At 62.1% G+C, this 21,956-nt stretch carries 20 protein-coding genes; 12 read left to right on the top strand and 8 right to left on the bottom strand.

Features of this window, described 5'->3' with window-relative positions; genetic code table 11:
- Positions 1-8 precede the first annotated feature (8 nt).
- The gene (locus tag OPV09_RS06445) at positions 9-692 is read left to right on the top strand and encodes a TetR/AcrR family transcriptional regulator (RefSeq protein ID WP_319992320.1); all 684 of its coding nucleotides are present in this window, start codon (positions 9-11) and stop codon (positions 690-692) included.
- A 27-nt stretch (positions 693-719) separates the two neighbouring features.
- Here the strand turns inward: OPV09_RS06445 and OPV09_RS06440 are convergent, their stop codons facing one another.
- Positions 720-1,655: an FxDxF family PEP-CTERM protein gene (locus tag OPV09_RS06440; RefSeq protein ID WP_338680908.1), complete on the bottom strand. Its 936-nt coding sequence runs from the start codon at positions 1,653-1,655 to the stop codon at positions 720-722.
- Between the two features lie 310 nt (positions 1,656-1,965).
- Here OPV09_RS06440 and OPV09_RS06435 point away from each other — a divergent pair, with 310 nt between their 5' ends.
- The 4 genes from OPV09_RS06435 (at position 1,966) to OPV09_RS06420 (ending at position 4,618) form a co-directional block, all read left to right on the top strand.
- Positions 1,966-2,448 (top strand): hypothetical protein, encoded by a 483-nt coding sequence (locus OPV09_RS06435; RefSeq protein WP_139090112.1) that lies wholly within the window; start codon positions 1,966-1,968, stop codon positions 2,446-2,448.
- Positions 2,449-2,590: 142 nt separating this feature from the next.
- On the top strand, positions 2,591-2,860 hold the full coding sequence (locus OPV09_RS06430) for a hypothetical protein (RefSeq protein ID WP_034754563.1): 270 nt from the start codon (positions 2,591-2,593) through the stop codon (positions 2,858-2,860).
- 160 nt (positions 2,861-3,020) lie between these two features.
- Entirely contained in the window at positions 3,021-3,443 is a 423-nt protein-coding gene (locus OPV09_RS06425) for a VOC family protein (protein WP_338680907.1), read from the top strand.
- A gap of 11 nt (positions 3,444-3,454) precedes the next feature.
- Entirely contained in the window at positions 3,455-4,618 is a 1,164-nt protein-coding gene (locus OPV09_RS06420; protein ID WP_338680906.1) for a dipeptidase, read from the top strand.
- On the opposite strand, the gene OPV09_RS06415 is transcribed toward OPV09_RS06420, so the two are convergent.
- From OPV09_RS06415 to xapA, 7 genes are all read right to left on the bottom strand, one after another.
- Positions 4,615-5,832, bottom strand: coding sequence for a nucleoside deaminase (locus OPV09_RS06415; protein WP_338682238.1), 1,218 nt, complete (start codon positions 5,830-5,832; stop codon positions 4,615-4,617). The genes OPV09_RS06420 and OPV09_RS06415 overlap by 4 nt on opposite strands.
- A gap of 4 nt (positions 5,833-5,836) precedes the next feature.
- Entirely contained in the window at positions 5,837-6,244 is a 408-nt protein-coding gene (locus OPV09_RS06410) for a cytidine deaminase (RefSeq protein WP_034754695.1), read from the bottom strand.
- A gap of 106 nt (positions 6,245-6,350) precedes the next feature.
- Positions 6,351-7,673 (bottom strand): thymidine phosphorylase, encoded by a 1,323-nt coding sequence (gene deoA / locus OPV09_RS06405; RefSeq protein WP_338680905.1) that lies wholly within the window; start codon positions 7,671-7,673, stop codon positions 6,351-6,353.
- A gap of 170 nt (positions 7,674-7,843) precedes the next feature.
- Positions 7,844-10,225 (bottom strand): aldehyde dehydrogenase family protein, encoded by a 2,382-nt coding sequence (locus OPV09_RS06400; protein WP_425324023.1) that lies wholly within the window; start codon positions 10,223-10,225, stop codon positions 7,844-7,846.
- A 12-nt stretch (positions 10,226-10,237) separates the two neighbouring features.
- The gene (gene deoC, locus OPV09_RS06395) at positions 10,238-11,197 is read right to left on the bottom strand and encodes a deoxyribose-phosphate aldolase (protein ID WP_034754550.1); all 960 of its coding nucleotides are present in this window, start codon (positions 11,195-11,197) and stop codon (positions 10,238-10,240) included.
- A complete protein-coding gene (locus OPV09_RS06390) occupies positions 11,194-12,387 on the bottom strand; it encodes a phosphopentomutase (protein ID WP_058050229.1) in 1,194 nt (397 codons plus the stop codon). The genes deoC and OPV09_RS06390 overlap by 4 nt, the downstream gene beginning before the upstream one ends.
- A 118-nt stretch (positions 12,388-12,505) precedes the next feature.
- The gene (xapA, locus tag OPV09_RS06385) at positions 12,506-13,345 is read right to left on the bottom strand and encodes a xanthosine phosphorylase (protein WP_128140502.1); all 840 of its coding nucleotides are present in this window, start codon (positions 13,343-13,345) and stop codon (positions 12,506-12,508) included.
- Positions 13,346-13,713: 368 nt separating this feature from the next.
- Here xapA and OPV09_RS06380 point away from each other — a divergent pair, with 368 nt between their 5' ends.
- The 7 genes from OPV09_RS06380 (at position 13,714) to OPV09_RS06350 (ending at position 21,951) form a co-directional block, all read left to right on the top strand.
- Entirely contained in the window at positions 13,714-14,871 is a 1,158-nt protein-coding gene (locus OPV09_RS06380) for a carbohydrate kinase (protein WP_338680904.1), read from the top strand.
- A gap of 1 nt (position 14,872) precedes the next feature.
- Positions 14,873-15,802, top strand: a complete 930-nt coding sequence (locus OPV09_RS06375) for a pseudouridine-5'-phosphate glycosidase (protein WP_092715816.1) — start codon at positions 14,873-14,875, stop codon at positions 15,800-15,802.
- Positions 15,803-15,886: 84 nt separating this feature from the next.
- Positions 15,887-16,789: a LysR family transcriptional regulator gene (locus tag OPV09_RS06370; protein WP_034754538.1), complete on the top strand. Its 903-nt coding sequence runs from the start codon at positions 15,887-15,889 to the stop codon at positions 16,787-16,789.
- A 503-nt stretch (positions 16,790-17,292) separates the two neighbouring features.
- Entirely contained in the window at positions 17,293-18,288 is a 996-nt protein-coding gene (locus OPV09_RS06365) for a BMP family lipoprotein (protein ID WP_034754523.1), read from the top strand.
- An 81-nt stretch (positions 18,289-18,369) separates the two neighbouring features.
- A complete protein-coding gene (locus OPV09_RS06360) occupies positions 18,370-19,899 on the top strand; it encodes an ABC transporter ATP-binding protein (protein WP_034754520.1) in 1,530 nt (509 codons plus the stop codon).
- Positions 19,896-20,975, top strand: coding sequence for an ABC transporter permease (locus tag OPV09_RS06355; protein WP_046685488.1), 1,080 nt, complete (start codon positions 19,896-19,898; stop codon positions 20,973-20,975). The genes OPV09_RS06360 and OPV09_RS06355 overlap by 4 nt, the downstream gene beginning before the upstream one ends.
- A 4-nt stretch (positions 20,976-20,979) precedes the next feature.
- The gene (locus OPV09_RS06350) at positions 20,980-21,951 is read left to right on the top strand and encodes an ABC transporter permease (protein ID WP_034754516.1); all 972 of its coding nucleotides are present in this window, start codon (positions 20,980-20,982) and stop codon (positions 21,949-21,951) included.
- Positions 21,952-21,956: the final 5 nt, after the last annotated feature.

Raw genomic sequence — 21,956 nt, 5'->3', positions numbered from 1 at the left:
AAACCGCCATGGCCAGCGACAAATCCCCTGCCCTTCTCGTGAAAAATGCCGGCGGCCGGCGCCTGCAAAACCGCGACCGCCTGGAAGCGGACATCCTCGAGCAAGCCGTGCGCGTGTTCGCGGAAAGCGGCTATGAAGGTGCATCGATCGCCACCATCGCCGAGCGGGCCGGCCTGTCGAAGCAGAACCTCATGTATTACTTCCCGTCCAAGCAGCTGCTGTACCAGCGCGTGCTCGACGACGTGCTCGACGACTGGCTGGCGCGCATGGACATGCTGGCCAATGCACACGATGAACCGCGCGACGTGCTGCGCGCGTATATCGGCGCCAAGCTGCGTTTTTCACGTGAACAGCCATGGGCTTCGCGCGTGTATGCGCTGGAAGTGATCAATGGCGCCCCGCTGTACGGCGCGCAGATACGCGACCGGGTCGTGCCCCTGCTGCGCAAGGATATCGCCGTCTTTGAAGCGTGGATCGCGGCCGGCAGGATCGCGCCCGTCAACGCCACGCACCTGATGTTCGCCATCTGGGCCATGACGCAATCGTATGCGGATTTTTCGGCGCAGATGGCCCTGGTGCTGGAACGCAGGCAGCTCACGCGCAAGGATTACGAGGATGCGGAAATCCTGATCGCGCACATGGTGCTGGCGGCCGTGTCCATGCCGCCGGCAGGCGAAAAAAAACCGCCTTGAAAGGCGGTTTCCCGAACAGCGCGAACGTTACGCTGCCGTCTTGCTCTTGCGGCGGCGCGCCATGAAGCCAACCAGGCCCAGGCCTGCCAGCAGCATCGCATAGGTTTCCGGTTCCGGCACGGCCGAGACATAACCGGCCACGTTGGTGGCGTTGAAAGAATGGCTGGCGTTGACCTGGATGTTCGAAGCCCAGTTACCCACGACCACGTCGCCGTTGATCTGGCCGTTACCACCGGCCATGGTCGCCAGCGGCGCCAGGACGCTGCCGTACAAGCCCACGCCGTTCAAGGTGATCGTCTGCGCTTCATAGAAGTTGTACAGCACATTGTATTTGCTGAAATCGCCGTAGCCGCCGGACAGGTTCACGTTCGTGCCGCTGATATTGAGGATCAGGGTGTCGTTCGTGTGCAGATTGCTGAACTTGAAGTTGTTCACCCCGCCCAGGGCTGCGGAAGTCAGGTCGAACACTTGCACGCCGCCCGTGCCGCCCTTCAGGGTCATGCCACCGTAGGCCACGGAGCTGCTGCCCGTGGATGCCACGTTCGCCAGCGAGGCCGAGGTATTTTTCAGCTGGGCCGAGGTCGATGCAAACGATACGGGCGACGCCATCGTCTTGGTCGCCGTGTTCAGGCCCACGCTGCTCGTCGTCGTGCTGCCGCCCACAAAGTAATTGCCGTTCTTGATAGAACCGGAGCTGTAGTTCAGGTTGCCGCCAACGACCAGCGCATAGCCGGTATTACCGTGCGTGACGTAGGCGTCCTTGTTCTTGTCATTGACGGAATAGTTCGATGCCGTCAAATTACCGGCCACCAGCACGCCGCCTTCGACATCGCTGCCGGACGCGCTGAAGTTGCTCAGGGAATATAAATTGGCGCCACCGATGCCCAAATCGACAACACCGGCTTGCGCGGCGCTGGCGGCAAACACGGTCGACAGAACGAGTACGAATGATGATTTAGGCATGATTGACATTTTATTTCCAAAAAGAAAATTAACTTGACGCCAGAATATCATATCCATTGACTTTGATATGTCGCAAACCAACAACTTTTGTAACAATAATGCAAACACAGTTGCACAATGAGAATCATTCTCCTATCGCTGCCCGGAGAACGCGTTAGCCGTCCCGATGACGCTTTGAACAGACGGGCAAACAGCCGCCTGTTCTGCACTTTCAATATTGCTTAGAAGCGCAGCCAACTTGGTGATACGATCGCGGCAGCGCCAGACCAGGCCGGCCCACAGAGTACGAAATCATAAGGATGAAGCACGCATGAAACGATTGTCCCTAGGCGCACTGATGCTGGCATATGCCTGCGGCGCGCACGCCGATGTGTTTAACATGATCGACAACCAGCCGCTCAGCGAAACCTGGCTCAACGCGGGCTTTTACTCATATCACTTTCAGCGCGACAAGAACCTGAACGACAGCAATCCGGGCCTGGGCGCCGAATACCGCTTTTCCACGGTCGCGTCGGTCACAGCTGGCCGCTTCTACAATAGCGACCGCGCCTACTCGAATTACCTGGGCGTGTACTACCAGCCGATCAAGGTGGGCCCGCTGCGCATCGGCGCCGTCGTTGGCGGCTTCAGCGGTTATCCGAAGATGCGCGATGGCGGCTGGTTCCCGGCCCTCGTCCCCACCATCAGCTATGAATACCAGCGCGTGGGCGTGAATATCGCCATCGTGCCGTCCTACAAGGACCGCCTGTATGGCGCGCTCAGTTTCCAGCTGAAACTCAAGGTGTTCGACTAACCGCTTGTCCCGTTTTGTCGCCGTTCGCTCCGCCATTCCTGCCATTCGTCGCATACGCGATGCTCGGCAGCAAGGTTTTGCCTATAGTGGATTCATTGCCAGCATGCATACGGCAGCGGCACCCACACGACAGGAGAACGGCATGAAAGACATCAATTCGGCACCGGGCAGCACTTCCTTCAGCGCTTTCTGGAACGAGCTGTGCGCTTACACGCGCCAGGGCATGGCAGCCTTGCGCGCCATGCCCTGGCCCATGTTGCTGGTATGCTGTCTGGGCCTGGCGTTCCTGATCACCATCTTGCCGCTGGCCATCATGCTGTTTGCCCTCGTCATGCTGCTGAAATGGGCAAGCAACGGCGACGATGCCGGCGCAGACGAAAAAGTGCCTGGCTCGCAGCAGTCGCCGCAATAAAAATTTGTGTCGTGGCAAGAGTGCAATGATGGTTCTATGGCACTATGGATGGGCGCAGCACTGACGGGCGTCAAGCCCATCCCGATGGATGGGTTTGATGTGGAACGCCATGCAGGATCCATGATCGAAGCTACTCCCCCACAGCCATAGGAGTTTTCTGATGACCACGACAGCAAAAGCGACAGCAGCGACGACCATTCCCTGCCTGCGCTACCGCGACGCGCCCGCCGCCATCGAATGGCTGTGCAAGGCGCTCGGCTTTGAAAAACAATTGATCGTGCCTGACGGCAACGGTGGCGTCGCCCATGCGCAACTGAGCTTTGGCAATGGCATGGTCATGGTGGCACCGGCCATCGACAGCGACTATGGCCGCCTGATGAAACTGCCCGGCGACATCGGCGGCGCCAACACGCAAAGCTGCTACCTGGTCGTCAGCGATGCCGACGCCGTCTACCGCAGCGCGCGCGAAGCGGGCGCCGAGATCATGCTCGACATCAAGGATGAAGATTACGGTGGACGGGGCTTTACCTGCCGCGACCCGGAAGGCCATATCTGGAGCCTGGGTACCTACGATCCATGGTAAAACGGAGAACAATGATTATCAGCACCCTCACCGCCGCCAGCCTTGCGCTGATCGGCGGTTTCCTGTCCGCTCCCGTCCTCGTCGACGAACATCTCAACCGCGTCCATCCCCCGTCCGGCAAGGCGCCATCGGCAGCCACTGTAACCCTGCACCAGAGCCTGTGGATCGCCGATCTGCACGCCGACAGCCTGCTGTGGCAACGCAATCTGAACCGCGACAGCCAGCGCGGGCATGTCGACTTCCCCCGCCTGCAGCGCGCCAACGTGGCGCTGCAAGCGTTTTCCGTCGTCACCAAGACGCCGCGCAAGATGAATATCGAACGCAATGGCAGCGACACGGACAACATCACGGCGCTCGTGGTGGCGCAAGGCTTGCCGCCCGCCACCTGGAACAGCCTGCTGGCGCGCGCCACCTACCAGGCCGGAGAGCTGCGCCAGCAAGCGGCCAAGAGCGATGGCAAGGTCCGGGTCATCGGCAGCCGCGCCCAGCTGCGCAGCTTCATCGCCGCGCGCGAAAAAGACCCCGCCCTGCTGGCCGGCTGGCTGACGCTGGAAGGCGCGCATGCGCTGGAAGGCAAGCTGGATAATCTGGACACCCTGTACCGGGCCGGCTACCGCATGGCCGCGCCCACGCATTTCTTCGATACGGAACTGTCCGGCTCCCAGCATGGTTTGAAGAAAGACGGCCTGACGCCGCTGGGCAAGCAATGGCTGCGCGCCATGGAGCAGCGCAAGATGATCGTCGACCTGGCGCACGCCTCGCCGGCCACCATCGACGACGTGTTGACGATGGCGAAACGCCCCGTGATGGTGTCGCACACGGGCGTGCGCGGCACTTGCGCCAACGGCCGCAACCTCAGCGACGCACAGTTGAAACGCATCGCCGCCCAGGGTGGCCTGGTGGGTATCGGCTTCTGGAATACGGCCGTCTGCGGCAAGGACGTGGCGTCCATCGCGCGCGCCATCAAGTACACGGTCAAACTGATCGGCGCCGAACACGTGGCCTATGGCTCGGACTTCGACGGCGCCGTCACCACGGCCATCGATGCGGCCGGCTTGCCGCGCTTGACGCAGGCGCTGCTCGACGCTGGCCTGTCGGAAGCGCAGATCCGCCGCATCGCCGGTGAAAACGTGCGCGACTTCTTGCTGAAAAACCTGCCGGACGATGACACCTAGGCCAGTGCGCTGATCAAGTCCTCGCTCGCCACCTGGCGCGGCCGGATGCGTATCAGCTTGCGGTACAGCGGCGGCATCGACTCGCACAGCGCCAGCAGCGCGTCCTCCCCCATGGCCGGGCGCACGTACTGGAATTGCGCGGGATTATTCTCCGGCAGCGCCCCTTCCATGGTGGAGCCGTAGGCGCCCAGGGTCATGAAACTGGCGGCGCCGTCGTCCGGGCCGATGGCCAGCACAAAGGTGCCGTGCTTGGGGTGGCCCAAGTAGCTTTTGATGTCTTCCTGCAACGCAGGATCGGCGCTTGCCATCAACTCGAAGCGCAGCTGCGCGTACTGGCGCGTGCATTCCATGAACGGCGTGCGGATGACCGACTGGTTCAACTTGCCCGGCATGCACAGCAGCAGGTTGCCGAAGGAGTCGAGCAAGGCGGCAGCGTCGCCCTGTCCGCCATCGTGCACGTCCTGCTCCATGGCCGCCTGCAGAAATGGCGCCAGACCCGCATCGGGCGCATGCGGCTCGCAGCGGTAAGTCAGGGCGTCAGGATAGCGGCGGCGCAAGGCGCGCACCACGGCATGCTCGGACGGCAAGGTGGCCGGATCGCGCAGATGCACGTCGTCGCCCGCGTTCAGCAGCCGCATCACCTGCGCCGATGTCGACTCGAACACGAGCGAGCACAGTGCCTGCGTCGCCTCGTGGATGCTCTTGCCGATGAAAAAAGATTTGGGCGCGGCGCCGGACGGCGCGCGTGCGTATTCGGTGGCGCCGCGCACGGCCGGATAGCAAAAGCTGCGTCCCGCCTGCGCCTGCAGCGGCGCCGGCAAGGCCGTGAACATGGCGCTGCCATCGTAATTGATGCCCGCCTTGACGTCCGGCGCGGCTACCACCACGTTGAAACCGGCCGCCAGAATCGCCCCCGTACACATGCAGCACGGGTCGAGCGAGGTGACGATGGTCAGTTCCCCCGGCGGCGGCAAGGTCACGCCCTTGGCCCGCTCGGCGAAATACCAATCGACCAGCTGGCGCTCGCCATGCGCCGTGGGGTCAAATACCAGCCCCTGGCGCACGACGTTGTTGTGCATCGATTGCAGCACGTTGCCGGCGCCGTCGAGCAGCACGCCACCCACGCCGAACGTGCCCTGCGTCTTCGCTGCCATGGCTTCGGCCGCGGCAATCGCCACGGCGGCCTGGATGTCTATCGTCTTGTTCAAGCGGATCCTGTTACTTCATGTCCAGGTCGGAATTGCCGAAGCCGTGCGGCAGCAGCCAGCCGGCCGTCACTTCCATGACATCGTTTTTCAGGTTCGTCAGGATCACCGGCAAGTCGGCGCCGCCCATCTCGAAGATCACCTGGCGGCAGGCGCCGCATGGCGAGATCGGTTCGGCCGTATCGCCCGTGACGGCCAGCTTGGCGAAGTCGCCCGGCTTGCAGCCATGCGCGATGGCGCTGAAAAACGCCGTGCGCTCGGCGCAGTTGCACAGGCCATAGGCGGCGTTTTCCACATTACAGCCACGGAAGACGCGGCCATCCTTGCACAGCAGCGCCGCGCCCACTTTAAAGCGCGAGTATGGCGCGTAGGCCAGTTCACGGCCGGCATTGGCTTCGGCGATCAGTTCTTGGTTGTTCATTTTTTCTGTCATACCTTTGAAATCATTCAGGCCGGGGTCAGACCCTCAACACCACCAACGCATAGCTCAGCACCATCGCAGACGGGGGTCTGACCCCAGATTTACTTTACGGACGAATGGTACGGTAAATCACGGGATTGCCCGTCAACGCCACTGCGCTGATGGCATACGCTTCCTGGATTTCCCTGACGGCTTGCTGCGCCGCCGCTGCCGTGCGCGCGTGCACCATGGCCAGCGGCTGGCCCACGGACACTGGCTCGCCCAGGCCCACGAGGTCCGTCAGGCCGACGGCGAAATCGATGCTGTCCGTCGGACGGCGGCGGCCACCACCGAGGGCCACGACGGCCAGGCCGATGGCGCGGCAATCGCGCACGTTGGCAAAGCCGGCCGACAGCGCCGGTGCCGGCACGATGAACGGCGCCTGTTCCAGGTGCTTGTCCGGATGTTCGACCAGATCGGCCGGGCCGCCCAAGGCCGACACCATGCGCGCGAAGCGCTCGGCCGCTTCACCCGAATCGAGAGCCGCCATCAATTTCACACGTGCTTCTTCTTCGGTGGCGGCCAGGCCGCCCAGCACCAGCATCTCGGCGCACAGCGCCAGGGTCACTTCATGCAGGCGCGCGGGACGCGAACGGCCCGTCAGGTAATCCATGGCGCCGCGCACTTCCAGCGCATTGCCCGCGTACGGCGCCAGCGACTCGTTCATGTCCGTCAGAATGGCCGACGTCTGCATGCCCGCGCCATTGCCGACGGCGACAATGCTTTCGGCCAGCTCCACCGACTTGTCGTAGGTCGGCATGAAGGCGCCCGAACCCACTTTCACGTCCATCACCAGCGCGTCCAGCCCGGCCGAGAGTTTCTTCGACAGGATGGAGCCAGTGATCATGGCCACCGATTCCACCGTGGCGGTGACGTCGCGGATGCTGTAGAAGCGTTTGTCGGCCGGCGCCAGCTGCGCCGTCTGGCCGATGATGGCCACGCCGGTATCCTGCACCACCTTGCGGAACAGTGCATTGTCCGGCACCGTGCAATAGCCTGGAATGGCGTCGAACTTGTCGAGCGTGCCGCCCGTGTGGCCCAGGCCGCGGCCCGAGATCATCGGCACGTAGCCGCCGCATGCGGCAACCATGGGGCCCAGCAGCAGCGAGACCACATCGCCCACGCCGCCCGTCGAATGCTTGTCGACGATGGGGCCAGGCAGGTTCAGCGAGCGCCAGTCCAGCACCTGGCCGGAATCGCGCATGGCCAGGGTGAACGCCACGCGCTCGTCCATGTTCATGTCGTTGAAATAGACAGCCATGCCCAGCGCCGCGATCTGCCCTTCGCTGACGCTGCCGTCAGTGATGCCACGCACGAAAAACTGGATTTCCTCGGCGCTCAATACGCCCTTGTCGCGCTTCTTGCGAATGATTTCCTGAGTTAGAAACATGATAGCTCCCGATGTCCTATTCAAATGCTGATGTCGATCCAGCGGCCTTGTCGGATTACGCCCTGCGGGCTAAGCCGACCTACACGCCTTGCTGGCGAAAGCAACTTGGGGCCGGCGCCCCGGCGCATCGCTGCGCGGAAGAACCGGCCCCACTATCCTGCTTTACAAACTTAGACGCCGTAAGGAATCCACACGTTTTTCACCTGCGACGCATGCGCCAGCACGGCACGGCCGCCGCTTTGCGCGGCGCTGTACCAGTCGCGGCCCTTGGCGCCGCCGACCCAGGTGCGCTTCAGGGTGCCGGCCGACAGGCGCTCGACTTCAGCGCAACCGTCAGCGGATCCGTCATGGCGCCAGACGGCGTCGATGTCGGCGTGCGTGGCCAGGGTGCGCGCCAGTTCATCGGCGTTGCCGCTGATGATGTTGACGACCCCGCCCGGCAAGTCGGACGTGTCGAAGACCTGGTACAGGTCCAGCGCGGAGAGCGGATGCGCTTCCGACGGCACCACCACCACGCGGTTGCCCAGCGCGATGGCTGGCGCCACGAGCGAGATGAAGCCGAGCAAAGGCGCTTCGTTCGGGCAGACGATGCCGATCACGCCGACCGCTTCGTTCAGCGCCACGGTGATGCCCTTGGTTGGCGGCTGGTGCGCCAGGCCGTCGTACTTGTCGGCCCAGGCGGCGTAGTAGAACAGGCGTTCGATCGAGGCCTGCACTTCCTTCTCGGGATTTTTACTGCCCGTCATGGCGGCGATGCGGGCGGCGAATTCGTCGGCGCGCGCAGCCAGGTTTTCGGCGATGTAGTACAGCACTTGCGCGCGGTTGTGCGCCGTGGCGCTGGTCCAGCCGGACGCTTTATGGGCCGCTTCGACGGCGTTGCGGATATCCTTGCGGCTGCCCACGCCCACTTCAGCCAGCAGGGCGCCGTTTGCGCCGAATACGGGCGTGCTGTAGGCGCTGTCGGGGCGTGCCTGCTTGCCGCCGATGTACATCTTGGCCGTGCGGTCGATGGCGAACGGATCGGCTGCCGCCGGCTTTACATTGCCCTTCGCTTTCGCTTCCACCACCGGCAGGGCCGGACGCGCATCTTCGGCCAGGGCCGTCATGTATTCCAGCATGCCTTCGCGGCCGCCTTCACGGCCGAAGCCCGATTCGCGGTAGCCGCCGAAGCCGCACGCCGCGTCGAACTGGTTGGCGCTGTTGATCCACACCACGCCAGCCTTGATGGCGGGAGCGATATCGAGGGCCAGGCTGATCGACTCCGTCCACACGCTGGCGGCCAGGCCGTACACCGTGTTGTTCGCCAGCTGCACCGCTTCGGGCGGCGTGCGGAAGCTCATGGCCACCAGCACGGGGCCGAAGATTTCAGCCTGCGCCACGGCGGCCGAGGTCGACGCGCCCGTGATCAGGGTCGGCGGGAACCACGAACCGTCAGCCGGCAGTTCGCACGCCGGTTGCCACACGTCGCAGCCTTCGGCGCGGGCCGAATCGACCAGCGCGGCGATGCGCTGGCGCTGCACGGGGTCGACCAGCGCGCCCACGTCCATCGATTTGTCCAGCGGCGAGCCGAGGCGCAGGTTTTCCATGCGGGCGCGTACCTTGTTCAGGAAGCGTTCCTGGACCGATTCCTGCACCAGCAGGCGCGAACCGGCGCAGCACACTTGGCCCTGGTTGAACCAGATCGAATCGACCAGGCCTTCCACGGCGCCATCGAGGTCCGCGTCTTCGAAGACGATGAATGGCGACTTGCCACCCAGCTCCAGCGACAGCTTCTTGCCGCTGCCGGCCGTCGCTTCACGGATCAAACGGCCCACTTCGGTCGAACCCGTAAACGCGATCTTGTCGACGCCAGGATGGTTGACGATGGCCGAGCCCACGCGGCCGTCGCCGGTGACGATGTTGACGACGCCAGCCGGCACGCCTGCCTGCACGCACAATTCGGCGAACAGCATGGCCGTCAGCGACGTGAATTCCGCCGGCTTGAAGACGACCGTGTTACCGGCCGCCAGGGCCGGAGCGATTTTCCACGACAACATCAGCAGGGGGAAATTCCACGGCACGATCTGGCCCACCACACCTACGGCGCGGTAGTCGGCGAATTCTTCCGACTGCAGCTGCGCCCAGCCGGCGTGATGGTAGAAATGGCGCGCGGCCAGCGGCAGGTCGATATCGCGCGTTTCGCGTATGGTCTTGCCGTTGTCCAGGGTTTCCAGCACGGCGAACAGGCGCGAGTGCTTTTGCAGCAAACGGGCCAGCGCGTACATGACTTTCGCGCGGCCGTGACCGCCCATGCCCTGCCAGACGGGCAGCGCGCGGCGTGCCGCGTCGACGGCCCGTTCGACGTCCGCGTCGGTCGCTTGCGTCAGTTCGGCCAGCTGCGTGCCGTCGGCAGGATTGGTCGAGGCGAACAGTTCCGCCGGCGCGCTCCAGGCATTGTCGATGAACAAACCGAATGTGCGCTGGTGGCCATCGAGCCACGCCTGCGCTTCTTTTTGACTTTCGGGAGCAGGGCCGTAGTCCATAGTATTGAGAATCTCGTTAATTGTTGGCATGACGATTGTTCTTTAAGGTTGTGCGTGACGATGATTGGCCGAGTAGCTGCCAGTGACGTAGTGCTCGAGCTGGCGCTCGATGTCGGTCAGCAGGCTGGAAGCGCCGATGCGGAACAGGTGCGGCTGCAGCCATTCGTTGCCCAGCTCTTCCTTCATCAGGGTCAGGTATTGCAGCGCGCTCTTGGCCGAGCTGACGCCGCCGGCCGGCTTGAAGCCCACCTGGAAGCCCGTCTGCTCGTGGTATTCGCGGATCGTGCGCACCATCGTCAGGGCCACGGGAATGGTGGCGTTCACGCCCTCTTTACCGGTGGAAGTCTTGATGAAATCGGCACCGGCCATCATGCAGACCCACGAGGCCTTGGCCACGTTTTCCATGGTCAGCAAGTCGCCCGTGGCGAGAATCGCCTTCACGTGCGCTTCGCCGCACGCCTTGCGGTAAGCGAGCATTTCGTCGTACAGCACTTGCCAGTTGCCGTTCAGGACGTGCTGGCGTGTGATGACGATATCGATCTCGGATGCGCCCGCGGCGACCGACAGCTCGATCTCGCGCAGCTTCGTTTCCATGCTTGTCAGGCCGGCCGGGAAACCCGTCGATACGGCGGCGATGGGCAAGCGGCCCTGGATGACTTTCACGGCCGGCTGGATCATCTCGTGGTACACGCACACGGCGCCGGTGCTCAAGTCAGTCAGGCCCAGTGCCTCCATCAGGTCGGCGCGCAGCGGGCGCATGGCCTTCATGCACAGGCGTTCGACTCTGCCCGGCGTATCGTCGCCGCCCAGGGTGGTCAGGTCGATCATCTGGATGGCTTTCACCAGCCAGGCGGCCTGGTATTCCTTTTTCACGGTACGGCGGTTTGCCAGGCTGGCCGCGCGGCGGTCTGTCGCGGCGCGGTTGACGCGGATCTGATTGATCCAGCCCAGGTCGAGGCCAACGGCCTCGTTACGCTTGAATTCGGGATGCATGAGTGTCATAACAAGCTGGTTCCATTAGCAAGTGGTGGTACGCCAAGGTGTTTGGCGAGGGTTTGGCCAATATCGGAGAAGGTCTCGGAAATGCCCAGTGCGCGCGGGGCGACGCCGGGGCCGAAGAAGATCATCGGTATGTGTTCGCGGGTGTGGTCGGAGCCGTGCCAGGTAGGGTCGCAGCCATGGTCGGCGGTGATCACGACCAGGTCGCCTTCCTTGAGCTTGGCCATGAATTCCGGCAGGCGCGCATCCATTTCGCGCAGCGCGTCGGCATAGCCCTCGACGTTGCGGCGGTGGCCGAACGCCTGGTCGAAATCGACGAAGTTCACGAAGGTGAGCGACTTGTCCTGCACCTCATCGGCCGTCTTCAACAGCGCTTCGAACAGCGCCATGTTGTCGACGCCCTTGACGACTCTGGAGATGCCCTGGGTAGCGAAAATGTCGCTGATCTTGCCCAGGCCGACGACTTCGCCGCCCGCATTCTTGACGTGGTCGAGCAGCGTCGGCGCGGGTGGCGCGACGGCGTAGTCGTGGCGGTTGGAGGTGCGCGTGTAGTTGCCATTGCTGCCCGTGAACGGACGGGCGATGACGCGGCCGATGTTGTACGGCTCGACCAGTTTGAAGGCCATTTCGCACACTTCGTACAGGCGCTCGAGGCCGAACGATTCTTCGTGCGCGGCGATCTGCATCACCGAGTCGCCCGACGTATAGATAATCAGCTTGCCGGTGGCGACGTGCTCGTCGCCATGCTTGTTGATGATGTCCGTGCCCGAGGCATGGCAGTCGCCGAGGAAGCCCGGCACGCCGGACAGGGCTTTGAGCTTGTCGGTCAGGTCGGCCGGGAACGATGGCGTGGTGCGGGGAAAATATCCCCAGTCGAATTCGACGGGCACGCCGGCGATTTCCCAGTGGCCGCTCTGCGTGTCCTTGCCGGTGGAGCGCTCGCGCGCCGCGCCGTAGGCGCCGGTGAAACCGTCGCGCCGGTCGAAGCCCGTGGCCCATTCGCCGCTGGCCAGGTGCGCCGCGGCGCCCAGTCCCAGGCGTTCCATGTTCGGGAGTTTCAAGGTCTTGCCGCTTTTGGCGACAGTGCTGGCAATGTGGCCAAAGGTATTGGCACCTGCGTCGCCATACTTGGCGGCGTCTGGCGTCGCGCCAAGGCCGAAGGAATCAAGCAGGAGGATAAATGCGCGTGACATGATAAGGCTCGCTTTATGGAGTGATGCGAAGATGATGCAAACAGTGTAGGCCGGATTTTCCCGGCCTGCCGCGCGGCAGCGCCGGTGGCCGGCGCGCCGCTACTGCGTAAAAAAGTGCTTAGGCTTGCGGTTTGGTGGCCACGGTGGCCAGGAAAGCCAGGATCAGCTTGACCAGGTCTTTCGCGCCGATGGCCGCGTATTTCAGGGTCTGTTCGTGCGACAGGGCGAATGGCGACATGCCTTCGGCCAGGTTGGTAATCACCGATACGCCCACCACTTTCAGGTCGCAATGACGGGCCGACACCACTTCCGGCACCACGGACATGCCGACCGTGTCGGCGCCCAGGCGGGCCATCATGCGGATTTCGGCGGCCGTCTCGAAGTTCGGGCCAGGGTAGGCGACGAACACGCCTTCGTGCAGGGTGATGCCGTTCGAAGCGGCCGTGTCCTTGACCAGATTGCGCAGGTCCGCATCGTAGGCGTTGGCCATGCTGAAGAAGCGCGGGCCGAAGCGGTCGTCGTTCGGGCCGACCATCGGCGTGCCTGGCAACAGGTTGATGTGGTCGCTGATGGCCACCAGGCTGCCGGCGTCCACTTCAGGGCGCAGGGAACCGGCCGCGTTGGTGACGAACAGCATTTCACAGCCCAGCAGTTTCAGGGTGCGGATGGCGCTCGTCATCACGCCCATGCCATAGCCTTCGTAGAAGTGGCCACGGCCCTTCATGCAGACGACGGCGACGCCCGACAGGGTGCCGATCACCAGTTCGCCGGCATGGCCGTGCACGGTGCTGATCGGGAAGCCCGGCAATTCGTCAAAGCTGATGCTGACGGCGTCCGTCATCTGCTCGGCCAACACACCCAGGCCGGAGCCGAGGATCATCGCCACGCGCGGCTTGAAATTTTCAGGAGCGCGGGCACGGATGATTTCGGCGGCGTGGAAAGGGGTGTTGTTCGACATGGTTATCCTCTGATTGACTATTGATGATGGGTTGCTGCATGCGCGACGGTATAGGCAAAATATCGCGCCCAGGTATCGGGTATGTATGGTGTTACTGGGGTATATCGAAATGCGTATTGCCACTATTTGCCGCCACTATGCATCAAACGGAATATGTATGGCAAATACCATTTTTCTTGCCCATTTATACAATTCAAATATAAATGGCCGACATTATAGTCGAGGCTAGCCCCAGCCTGCCATCCCTGGAAAATGCATGCATACAAGCTCCATACGAAGGTTTTTCATGCACGCTTGACACGAGCTTGACACCGATCGGACAAATGTTTACAGTTTCAGACAAATGTTTAAACCCCAGCGAAAACCCTGTGACCGATACCAATAAAAAAGACCAGTTGTACACGCTGATCCGCAACAACCCCTTCATCTCGCAGCAAGACCTGGCGAGCGAACTGGGCTTGTCGCGCTCGGCCGTCGCCGGCCACATCGCCGGATTGATCCGCGAGCGCCGCCTGCTGGGACGCGCCTATGTGCTGCCCGACAGCCGTCCCGTGCTGTGCATCGGCGCCGCCAACCTCGACCGCAAGATGCGCACCTTGGCGACCCTGCAGATGGGCACCTCGAATCCCGTGCGTTCGGAAGAAGTGTTTGGCGGCGTGGGCCGCAACATCGCGGAAAACCTGGCCCGCTTGTCGATCCCCGTCGCCCTGCTGACGGCGCTGGGCGACGATGCGGCCGGCCACGCCCTGCAGACGCACGCGGAAGACGCGGGCATCGACATGCGCGGCAGCTTGCATCTAAGCAATACCAGCAGCGGCACCTACACGGCCGTGCTCGACGAACATGGCGAAATGCTGCTGGCGATGGCCAACATGCAACTGTACGAACAGCTGACCCCCGCCTTTTTGCATAGCCGCCAGCCGCAGCGCGCCGCCGCCGCCCTCACCGTTTGCGACCTGAACCTGGGCCACGACAGCGTGCAGGCACTGCTGGCCGATGCCCGCCAGGACGCGGCCCATGCGACGCCGCTCGTCATCGTCGCCGTCTCGCAGCCGAAGATGGCGCACTTGCCGCAAGACCTGTCGGGCTTGCATTTGCTGATACTCAACCGTGGTGAACTGGAAACGCGCGTGGCGCGGGCCTTGCCCACAGCAACCGAGCTGCGCGCCGCCTGCCGCGAAGTGCAGCGCCAGGGCGCGCGCCAGGTGATCGTCACCTGCGGCAGCGAAGGCGTGTATTTCACGGATGGCGACAGCCTGGACGCGCCTATCGTCCACCTGGCCGCGCGCGAAGTGGACGCCGTCGACGTGACGGGCGCCGGCGACGCGTTTTCCGCCGCCGTCTGCTGGTCGCTGTACCACGACAGCAACGATTTGAAACTGGCATGCCGGCGCGGCCTGAAGCTGGCCGCCATGACCCTGGAATCGGCGGCCACCGTCTCGCCCCAGATTTCCGCTGGCGCACTCGACAACATTGACGACGCCGACCTGGCGCCGCCTCCCCCTACCCTCTTTCAACAGGACTGACATGACCCAATTACAGAATTTCCTCTTGTTCTCGCAAGAAGTGCTCGACGCGCGCGCCGCCGGCAAGGCCATCGTGGCGCTGGAATCGACCATCATTTCGCACGGCATGCCGTATCCGCAAAACGTAGAAATGGCGCGCGAAGTGGAACAGATCATCCGTGACGGCGGCGCCGTGCCGGCCACCATCGCCATCATCGGCGGCAAGATCTGCGTGGGCCTGTCCCCCGAACAGCTGGAATTGCTGGGCACCTCGCCCGACGCCATGAAGGTCAGCCGCCGCGACTTGCCGTTCGTCCTGTCGCAAGGCAAGCTGGGCGCCACCACCGTGGCAGCCACCATGATCTGCGCGGAACTGGCAGGAATTTCCGTGTTCGTCACTGGCGGCATCGGCGGCGTGCACCGCGGCGCGGAAACGAGCTTCGATATTTCCGCCGACTTGCAGGAACTGGCGCAAACGTCGGTGGCCGTCGTCTGCGCGGGCGTCAAATCCATCCTCGACATCGGCCTGACCCTGGAATACCTGGAAACGCACGGCGTGCCCGTCATCAGCGTGGGCCAGGAAGGTTTTCCTGCCTTCTTCACGCGCGAAAGCGGCTTCAAAGCCGATTTCCGCCTCGATACGGCCGCCGAACAAGCCGCGTTCATCGGCACCAAGTGGCAGCTGGGCTTGAAAGGCGGCGTGGTCGTCAGCAACCCCGTGCCGGCCGCGCAAGCGATGCCCAAGGAAGAGATCGATGCCATCACCGCGCAAGCGCTGCAGGAAGCGGACGCGGGCGGTGTGAAAGGCAAGCAGGTCACGCCTTTCCTGCTCTCGCGCATCAAGCAGCTGACGGATGGCCGCAGCCTGGCGACGAATATCGCCCTCGTCAAGCACAATGCGCAAGTCGGCACGGCACTGGCCATTGCCATGCAGGCGGTCGTGGCACGATAATAGGACTGCTGTAAAGAAAGCGCGCGCACCTTCACGGGTCTGCGCGCCGTTCCATCGCCTAGCAACACGCAACGCAAGGAAAGCATGTCCATCGATCTGAAACAGTTAAAGTATTTTCTTGCCGTTGCCGAGGAGAAAAGCTTCAGCCGCGCCGCCGAGCGCCTGCATATCTCGCAGCCGCCCCTGAGCCAGCAGATCATGAAACTGGAAAGCGAACTGGGCGTACGCCTGTTTGCGCGCACCACGCGCACCTTCGAGCTGACCGTGGCGGGCAAGGCGCTGATGAACGAAGCAGCAGACCTGCTGGCCAAGATGCGCATGACCATCGACACCATCCGCCAGATCGACCGCGGCGAAGTGGGCCGCTTGCGCGTGGGTATCGTCGGCTCGGCCATGTGGGGCCCTATCCCCAGCTTGCTGGAAGAATTCCAGACCAAATTTCCCCGCGTCACCTGGACCATCCATGAATTCGGTCCCACGGTGCAATACGAAGCCTTGCGCGCCAAGCAGATCGACGTGGGCTTCTGGCGCGAACCCAAGCTCAACGACGACGACTTGCGTCACGATAATCTGCGCCAGGAACTGTGCTTCCGCGAAAACGTCTGCGTGGCCGTCAATGAACACCATCCGCTGGCGAAAAACACGTCCATCGAACTGATCGACATCGCCGAAGAGCCGATGCTGACCCTGAACCTCGACAAATCCGCGTTTCCCCGCTACCTGGTGCAATGCTGCATCAACGCCGGTTTCGAACCCGTGATTTTCCAGGAAGCGAGCGAACCGCAAACCCTGCTGGCCATGGTGGGCGCGGGCCTGGGCGTGACCCTGGTGCCGGAAACGACAAGCCGCATCGGCTGGCCCGGCGTCGTGTTTCTGCCGATCAAGACGAATCCGCCCTCAGCGAATCTGTACATCAGCTACACGACACTCGACGACGCTCCCGTCGTGCGGGCCTTCCTGAATATCCTGAATCCCCCGGCTGCCTGAGAACGCGAACAAAACCTACTGCGCGTCGCGATTTGCGGCCTCCGATGCTCACTGTGCATTCGCACAGCTCCGCTTCTCGACCACAACTCACTGCCGCTCGCTACGGTTTTGTTATGCGTTCTTAAAACCTATTTATACGCAGTGCATATAAATACATAAACAAAAACGTATTTGTCATACATATCTGGCATGATGCATAGTGATTCGGACGCCCATCGCGGCGCCGGTCTCGTGCTTGCCCTGCCCGTCATCTGACGGCGCATCCCAGCCCGCTCCGGCAGCCCCATTCGATGTTGTACCTATAAAAGAGACGGGGCGCGACTGTTGCATGAGCATCACACTGACGACATGAAAGCAGACGAGGTCAGCAATGATCTTGTGCAATACAGTGCAATGTTGATAAGGAATTATCACCTCGTGCATCAAAAACAGGCTAAATCGGCCCCAAATTATATGTTTCACCTATAAAAAATATACAATATCGATCTTCCAGGAGCCAATTCATGAAACTTACACAATTTAGTTTGACGATCGCAGCCGTATTTCTGACTGCTCAAGCGTCCGCGGCTACCCCAAAACTGGGTGTCGTGTATGACGCGGGCGGCAAGTTCGACAAGTCGTTCAACCAATCCGCTTTCGAAGGCGCATCGCGCTTCAAAAAAGACACGGGCATTTCCTTCATCGAAGTGCAGGCATCGAGCGATACGCAAGCCGAGCAAGTCATGCGTGGCCTGGCCCGCAAGAAACTCGACATGATCGCCGCCATCGGCTTTGCGCAAACGCAAGCCGTGCAAAAGGTCGCCAAGGAATTTCCGAACGTAAAATTCGTGCTGATCGATGGCCAGGCCGCCGGCAGCAACGTCAATTCCGTTGTCTTCAAGGAAGAAGAAGGCTCCTACCTGGTGGGCGTGGCGGCGGCCATGGCCAGCAAGAGCAAGAAAGTCGGCTTCATCGGCGGCATCGATATTCCCCTGATCCGCAACTTCGCCTGCGGCTACGCGCAAGGCGCGAAGGCCGTCAATCCGAAGATGGAAATCACGCAAAACATGGTCGGCACCACGTCCGGCGCCTGGAATGACCCGGCCAAGGGCGGCGAACTGGCCCGCTCGCAATTCGAGCGCGGCGTCGATGTCGTCTTCGCCGTCGCTGGCGGCAGCGGCATGGGCACCCTGCAAATGGCCAAGGAAAAAGGCAAGCTGGCCATCGGCGTCGATTCGAACCAGAATCATCTATATCCCGGCAGCATCCTGACCTCGATGGTCAAGCGCGTCGACAACACGGTCTACGACAGCTTCATGCAAGTCAAGAACGGCACCTGGAAGGGCGGCGTCAGCTATAAAGGCTTGAAAGAAGGCGGCGTGGATTGGGCGCTCGACGCAAACAACCGCAAGCTGATTACGCCGGAAATCGAAAAGCGCGTGTTGGGTGCGCGTAAGGACATTATCGATGGCAAGATCAAAGTGATCGATTACCGCGTCGGCAGCAGCTGCCCGGTTTAATTTTTCTCCGTATCTTTTAGCGCGCCGCCGGGGCCAGTCTCCGCGCGGCGCGTTTCCATGAAACTATCCAGTTATGAACCTATGCAGCCAGCAGTAGAATTTCGCAGCATTTCCAAGCATTTTGGACATGTGAAGGCGAACGCCGACGTCAGCTTCTCCATCGCCAAGGGCAGTATCCATGGCCTGGTGGGGGAAAATGGCGCCGGCAAATCGACCTTGATGAGCATCCTGTACGGGTATTACCGTGCCGACGGCGGGGAAATCCTGCTAGACGGGAAAGTACAGCCTATCCGCAACAGCCAGGAAGCGATCAACCTCGGCATCGGCATGGTGCACCAGCACTTCATGCTGGTCGAGAACTTCACCGTCCTCGACAATATCATGCTGGGCACGGAAGGCGGTTTTCGCCTGGCCAGCCACCGCACGGAAGCGGAAGCGAAATTGCGCGAGATCTGCGCGCGCTACCGCCTCGACGTCGACCCGCTGGCGAAGATCGAAGACTTGTCCGTTGGCGCGCAGCAGCGCGTGGAAATCCTCAAGCAGATTTACCGCAGCGCCAATATCCTGATCCTCGACGAGCCGACGGCTGTGCTGACGGCCCAGGAAACGGCGTCGCTGTTTGAAATCCTGCGCCTGTTCAAGGAGCAGGGCAAGACCATCATCCTGATCACGCACAAGCTGCAAGAGATCCTGGAAATCACCGACAACGTCACCGTCATGCGCGGCGGCACGGTGGTGGGCGCCGTGGCGACCGCCGGCACCTCGAAAGAGGAACTGGCCAACATGATGGTGGGCCGCCCCATCCAGAGCCACTTGCCCCGTGCACCGTACAATCCGGGCGCCACGGTGCTGGAAGTGGACGGTCTGCAACTGGCCGACGATCAGCAAGTCAAATTGCTGGCCGACATAGGCTTCAACTTGCGCGCCGGCGAAATCGTCGCCATCGCGGGGGTCTCTGGCAATGGCCAGAGCGAGTTGCTGGAAATTCTGTCCGGCATGCGTTTGCCGACGTCGGGCAAGCTGCGTTTTCTCGACAAGGACTTGCCGTTTGCCAAGCGCCACGATGCCGACGGCTTGCCGCTGGCCTTCCGCGACCTGGGCATCGCCCACATTCCGGAAGACCGCTTGCGCGACGGCGTGGTAAAGAATTTCTCCGTCATGCAAAACACCATCCTCGGTTACCAGGACCACCTGAAAAACCGCTGGGGCCTGTTCAACTTCAAGGCCATCGGCGCGCGCTGCGCGGAACTGCTGAAGACTTTCGATGTACGTCCGGCCAATCCGGACCTGCGCATCGGCTTGCTGTCGGGCGGCAACCAGCAAAAGGTGGTGATCGCGCGCGAAGTGCTGGCCAAGCCGAAACTGATGCTGGTGGGCCAGCCCACGCGCGGCGTCGACATCGGTACCATCGAAAGCATCCATACGCAATTGCTGGCCCTGCGCGACGCAGGCGTGGCGATCCTGCTGGTGTCCGTCGAACTGGAAGAAGTGCGGGCGCTGGCCGACCGCATCCTCGTCATGTGCGGCGGACGCATCACCGGCGAACTGAAAATTGAAGAATTCGATACCACCCGCATCGGTCTGTTGATGGGGGGAATGCATAAATCATGAATAACGACTTGCCACGCTGGGCGACAGCCTTTGTCATGCCCATGTTAAACCTGCTGTCGGCCTTGCTGGTCGCAGCCCTGGTGATTTATATGCTGGGCGAAGACCCGGCCGAATCGCTGTCCATCCTCGTCCACAGCGCCATCCTCAATCCGGAAGGCTTGAGCTACACCCTGTTCTACGCCAGCACCTTCATTTTCACGGGCCTGTCCGTGTCCGTGGCAATGCAGGCCGGCCTGTTCAATATCGGTTCCGAAGGCCAGATGTATATCGGCGGCCTGGGCTTGACGGTGGCCATGCTGGCCTTCGACCAGACCCTGCCCGCCTGGCTCTTGATACCGGCCGCCATGATCGGTGCGGCCCTGTTCGGCGCATTATGGGGCTTCCTGCCCGGTTACCTGCAAGCCAAGCGCGGCAGCCACATCGTGGTGACCACCATCATGTTCAACTTCATCGCAGCCAGCCTGATGAACTTCATTATCGTGAAGTATCTGATTCCGCCAGGCGAGCAGAACACGGCCAGCCGCGTGTTTGCGGAAAGTGGCGAAATGCCGCGCCTCTCCACCTGGTTCCCGTCGCTGGGCGACACGCCGCTGAACATCAGTTTCCTGCTAGCAATCGCCGCGCTGGTCATCTACGGCGTGATGGTCTGGCGCTCGTCGTGGGGCTTCAAGCTGCGCGCCACGGGCCTGAACAAGCATGCGGCCCACTATGCGGGTGTGTCGATCAGCAAGATGATCATCATCGTCATGCTGATCTCGGGCGCGCTGGCGGGCTTGGGTTCCGTCAATTCCATCATGGGTTCGACGCATTATCTGTCGCTGAACTTCGTCGGCGGCGCCGGTTTCATCGGCATCGCCATCGCCCTGATGGGCCGCCAGCATCCAGTCGGCATCTTCCTGTCGGCCGTGCTGTTCGGCGCGCTGATCCAGGGTGGCTTCGACCTGTCGCTGGAAAAACCGAATATCCCGACGGAAACCTTCATTTTCATCCAGGGCTTGATCATTCTGTTCTGCGGCGCCATGGAAAACTTCTACGCACCGGCCATTTCCGCCCTGCTCAAGCGCACCAAAGGCTAACACCATGACACTCGACGACTTTCAATTCGCCAGCATCCTGGTATCGACCGTGCGCAATGCGCCCGTCCTGATCTTTGCCGCCATGGCCGGCCTGTTTGCCGAACGCAGCGGCATGATCGACATCGGCCTGGAAGGCAAGATCCTGGCCAGCGCCTTCGCTTCCGCCGCCGTGGCCTACACGACGCAAAACCCGTATTACGGCATGGCTGCCGGCATGCTCGTCTGCGTCGCCCTGGCCCTGCTGCAGGCCTACGTCAGCATCACGCAAAAGGGCAACCAGCTGGTGGCCGGCATGGCGATCAACATCGCCATGAGCGGACTGACGTTCGTGCTGGCGCAGTTCTTCTTCCAGCAAGGCGGCCGCACGCCCGACCTCGGTTCGGCGCGTCTGTTCGACGTCGTCTTGCCGGGCACGCAATACGTAGAGCACATCCCGTTCATCGGCTGGGTCTACGCCCATTTGATCGGCGGCCATTCCATCCTCGTCTACGTGGCGTTCCTGCTGATCCCGCTTGTGCACTGGCTGCTGTACCACACGCGCTTCGGCCTGCGCCTGCGCGCCTGCGGCGAAAACCCGCATGCTGCCGACTCGGCCGGCGTGAGCGTGGAAGCGACGCGCTACCTGGCCATGCTGGTGGCCGGCATCCTGTGCTCGTTCTCGGGTGCGTATCTTGCCATCGTGCAAAGCGGCTTCTTCCTGCGCGACATGTCGGCCGGCGCCGGCTATCTGGCCCTGACGGCCATGGTGTTCGGCAACTGGCGTCCCGTCTACACCTTCCTCGGCTGCCTGATGTTCGGCTTCTTCGCCGCCATCCAGATCCAGATCGAAGGCGTGGACTTGCCGGTCGTTGGCCGCATCCCGGGCTCCTTGATCCAGATGGTGCCGTACGTCGTCACCGTGATCGTGCTGGCGGGCTTGATGGCGAAATCCATCGCACCAAAAGCAATTGGTATCCCGTTCGTGAAATCGCGCTAAGTTTC

The organism is Janthinobacterium sp. TB1-E2, from assembly GCF_036885605.1.
Classification (GTDB): Bacteria; Pseudomonadota; Gammaproteobacteria; order Burkholderiales; family Burkholderiaceae_D; genus Janthinobacterium; species Janthinobacterium aestuarii.
Note: the sequence above shows the minus strand (reverse complement) of the source record. Positions and strands in the feature narration are given on the sequence as shown.

Bases quoted from the DNA above. Each gene is read 5' to 3' on its own strand.
- OPV09_RS06445 (WP_319992320.1), top strand. From the start codon at position 9: ATGGCCAGCGACAAATCCCCTGCCCTTCTCGTGAAAAATGCCGGCGGC.
- OPV09_RS06440 (WP_338680908.1), bottom strand. From the start codon at position 1,655: ATGCCTAAATCATCATTCGTACTCGTTCTGTCGACCGTGTTTGCCGCC.
- OPV09_RS06435 (WP_139090112.1), top strand. From the start codon at position 1,966: ATGAAACGATTGTCCCTAGGCGCACTGATGCTGGCATATGCCTGCGGC.
- OPV09_RS06430 (WP_034754563.1), top strand. From the start codon at position 2,591: ATGAAAGACATCAATTCGGCACCGGGCAGCACTTCCTTCAGCGCTTTC.
- OPV09_RS06425 (WP_338680907.1), top strand. From the start codon at position 3,021: ATGACCACGACAGCAAAAGCGACAGCAGCGACGACCATTCCCTGCCTG.
- OPV09_RS06420 (WP_338680906.1), top strand. From the start codon at position 3,455: ATGATTATCAGCACCCTCACCGCCGCCAGCCTTGCGCTGATCGGCGGT.
- OPV09_RS06410 (WP_034754695.1), bottom strand. From the start codon at position 6,244: ATGAACAACCAAGAACTGATCGCCGAAGCCAATGCCGGCCGTGAACTG.
- deoA (WP_338680905.1), bottom strand. From the start codon at position 7,673: ATGTTTCTAACTCAGGAAATCATTCGCAAGAAGCGCGACAAGGGCGTA.
- OPV09_RS06400 (WP_425324023.1), bottom strand. From the start codon at position 10,225: ATGCCAACAATTAACGAGATTCTCAATACTATGGACTACGGCCCTGCT.
- deoC (WP_034754550.1), bottom strand. From the start codon at position 11,197: ATGACACTCATGCATCCCGAATTCAAGCGTAACGAGGCCGTTGGCCTC.
- OPV09_RS06390 (WP_058050229.1), bottom strand. From the start codon at position 12,387: ATGTCACGCGCATTTATCCTCCTGCTTGATTCCTTCGGCCTTGGCGCG.
- xapA (WP_128140502.1), bottom strand. From the start codon at position 13,345: ATGTCGAACAACACCCCTTTCCACGCCGCCGAAATCATCCGTGCCCGC.
- OPV09_RS06375 (WP_092715816.1), top strand. From the start codon at position 14,873: ATGACCCAATTACAGAATTTCCTCTTGTTCTCGCAAGAAGTGCTCGAC.
- OPV09_RS06370 (WP_034754538.1), top strand. From the start codon at position 15,887: ATGTCCATCGATCTGAAACAGTTAAAGTATTTTCTTGCCGTTGCCGAG.
- OPV09_RS06365 (WP_034754523.1), top strand. From the start codon at position 17,293: ATGAAACTTACACAATTTAGTTTGACGATCGCAGCCGTATTTCTGACT.
- OPV09_RS06360 (WP_034754520.1), top strand. From the start codon at position 18,370: ATGCAGCCAGCAGTAGAATTTCGCAGCATTTCCAAGCATTTTGGACAT.
- OPV09_RS06355 (WP_046685488.1), top strand. From the start codon at position 19,896: ATGAATAACGACTTGCCACGCTGGGCGACAGCCTTTGTCATGCCCATG.
- OPV09_RS06350 (WP_034754516.1), top strand. From the start codon at position 20,980: ATGACACTCGACGACTTTCAATTCGCCAGCATCCTGGTATCGACCGTG.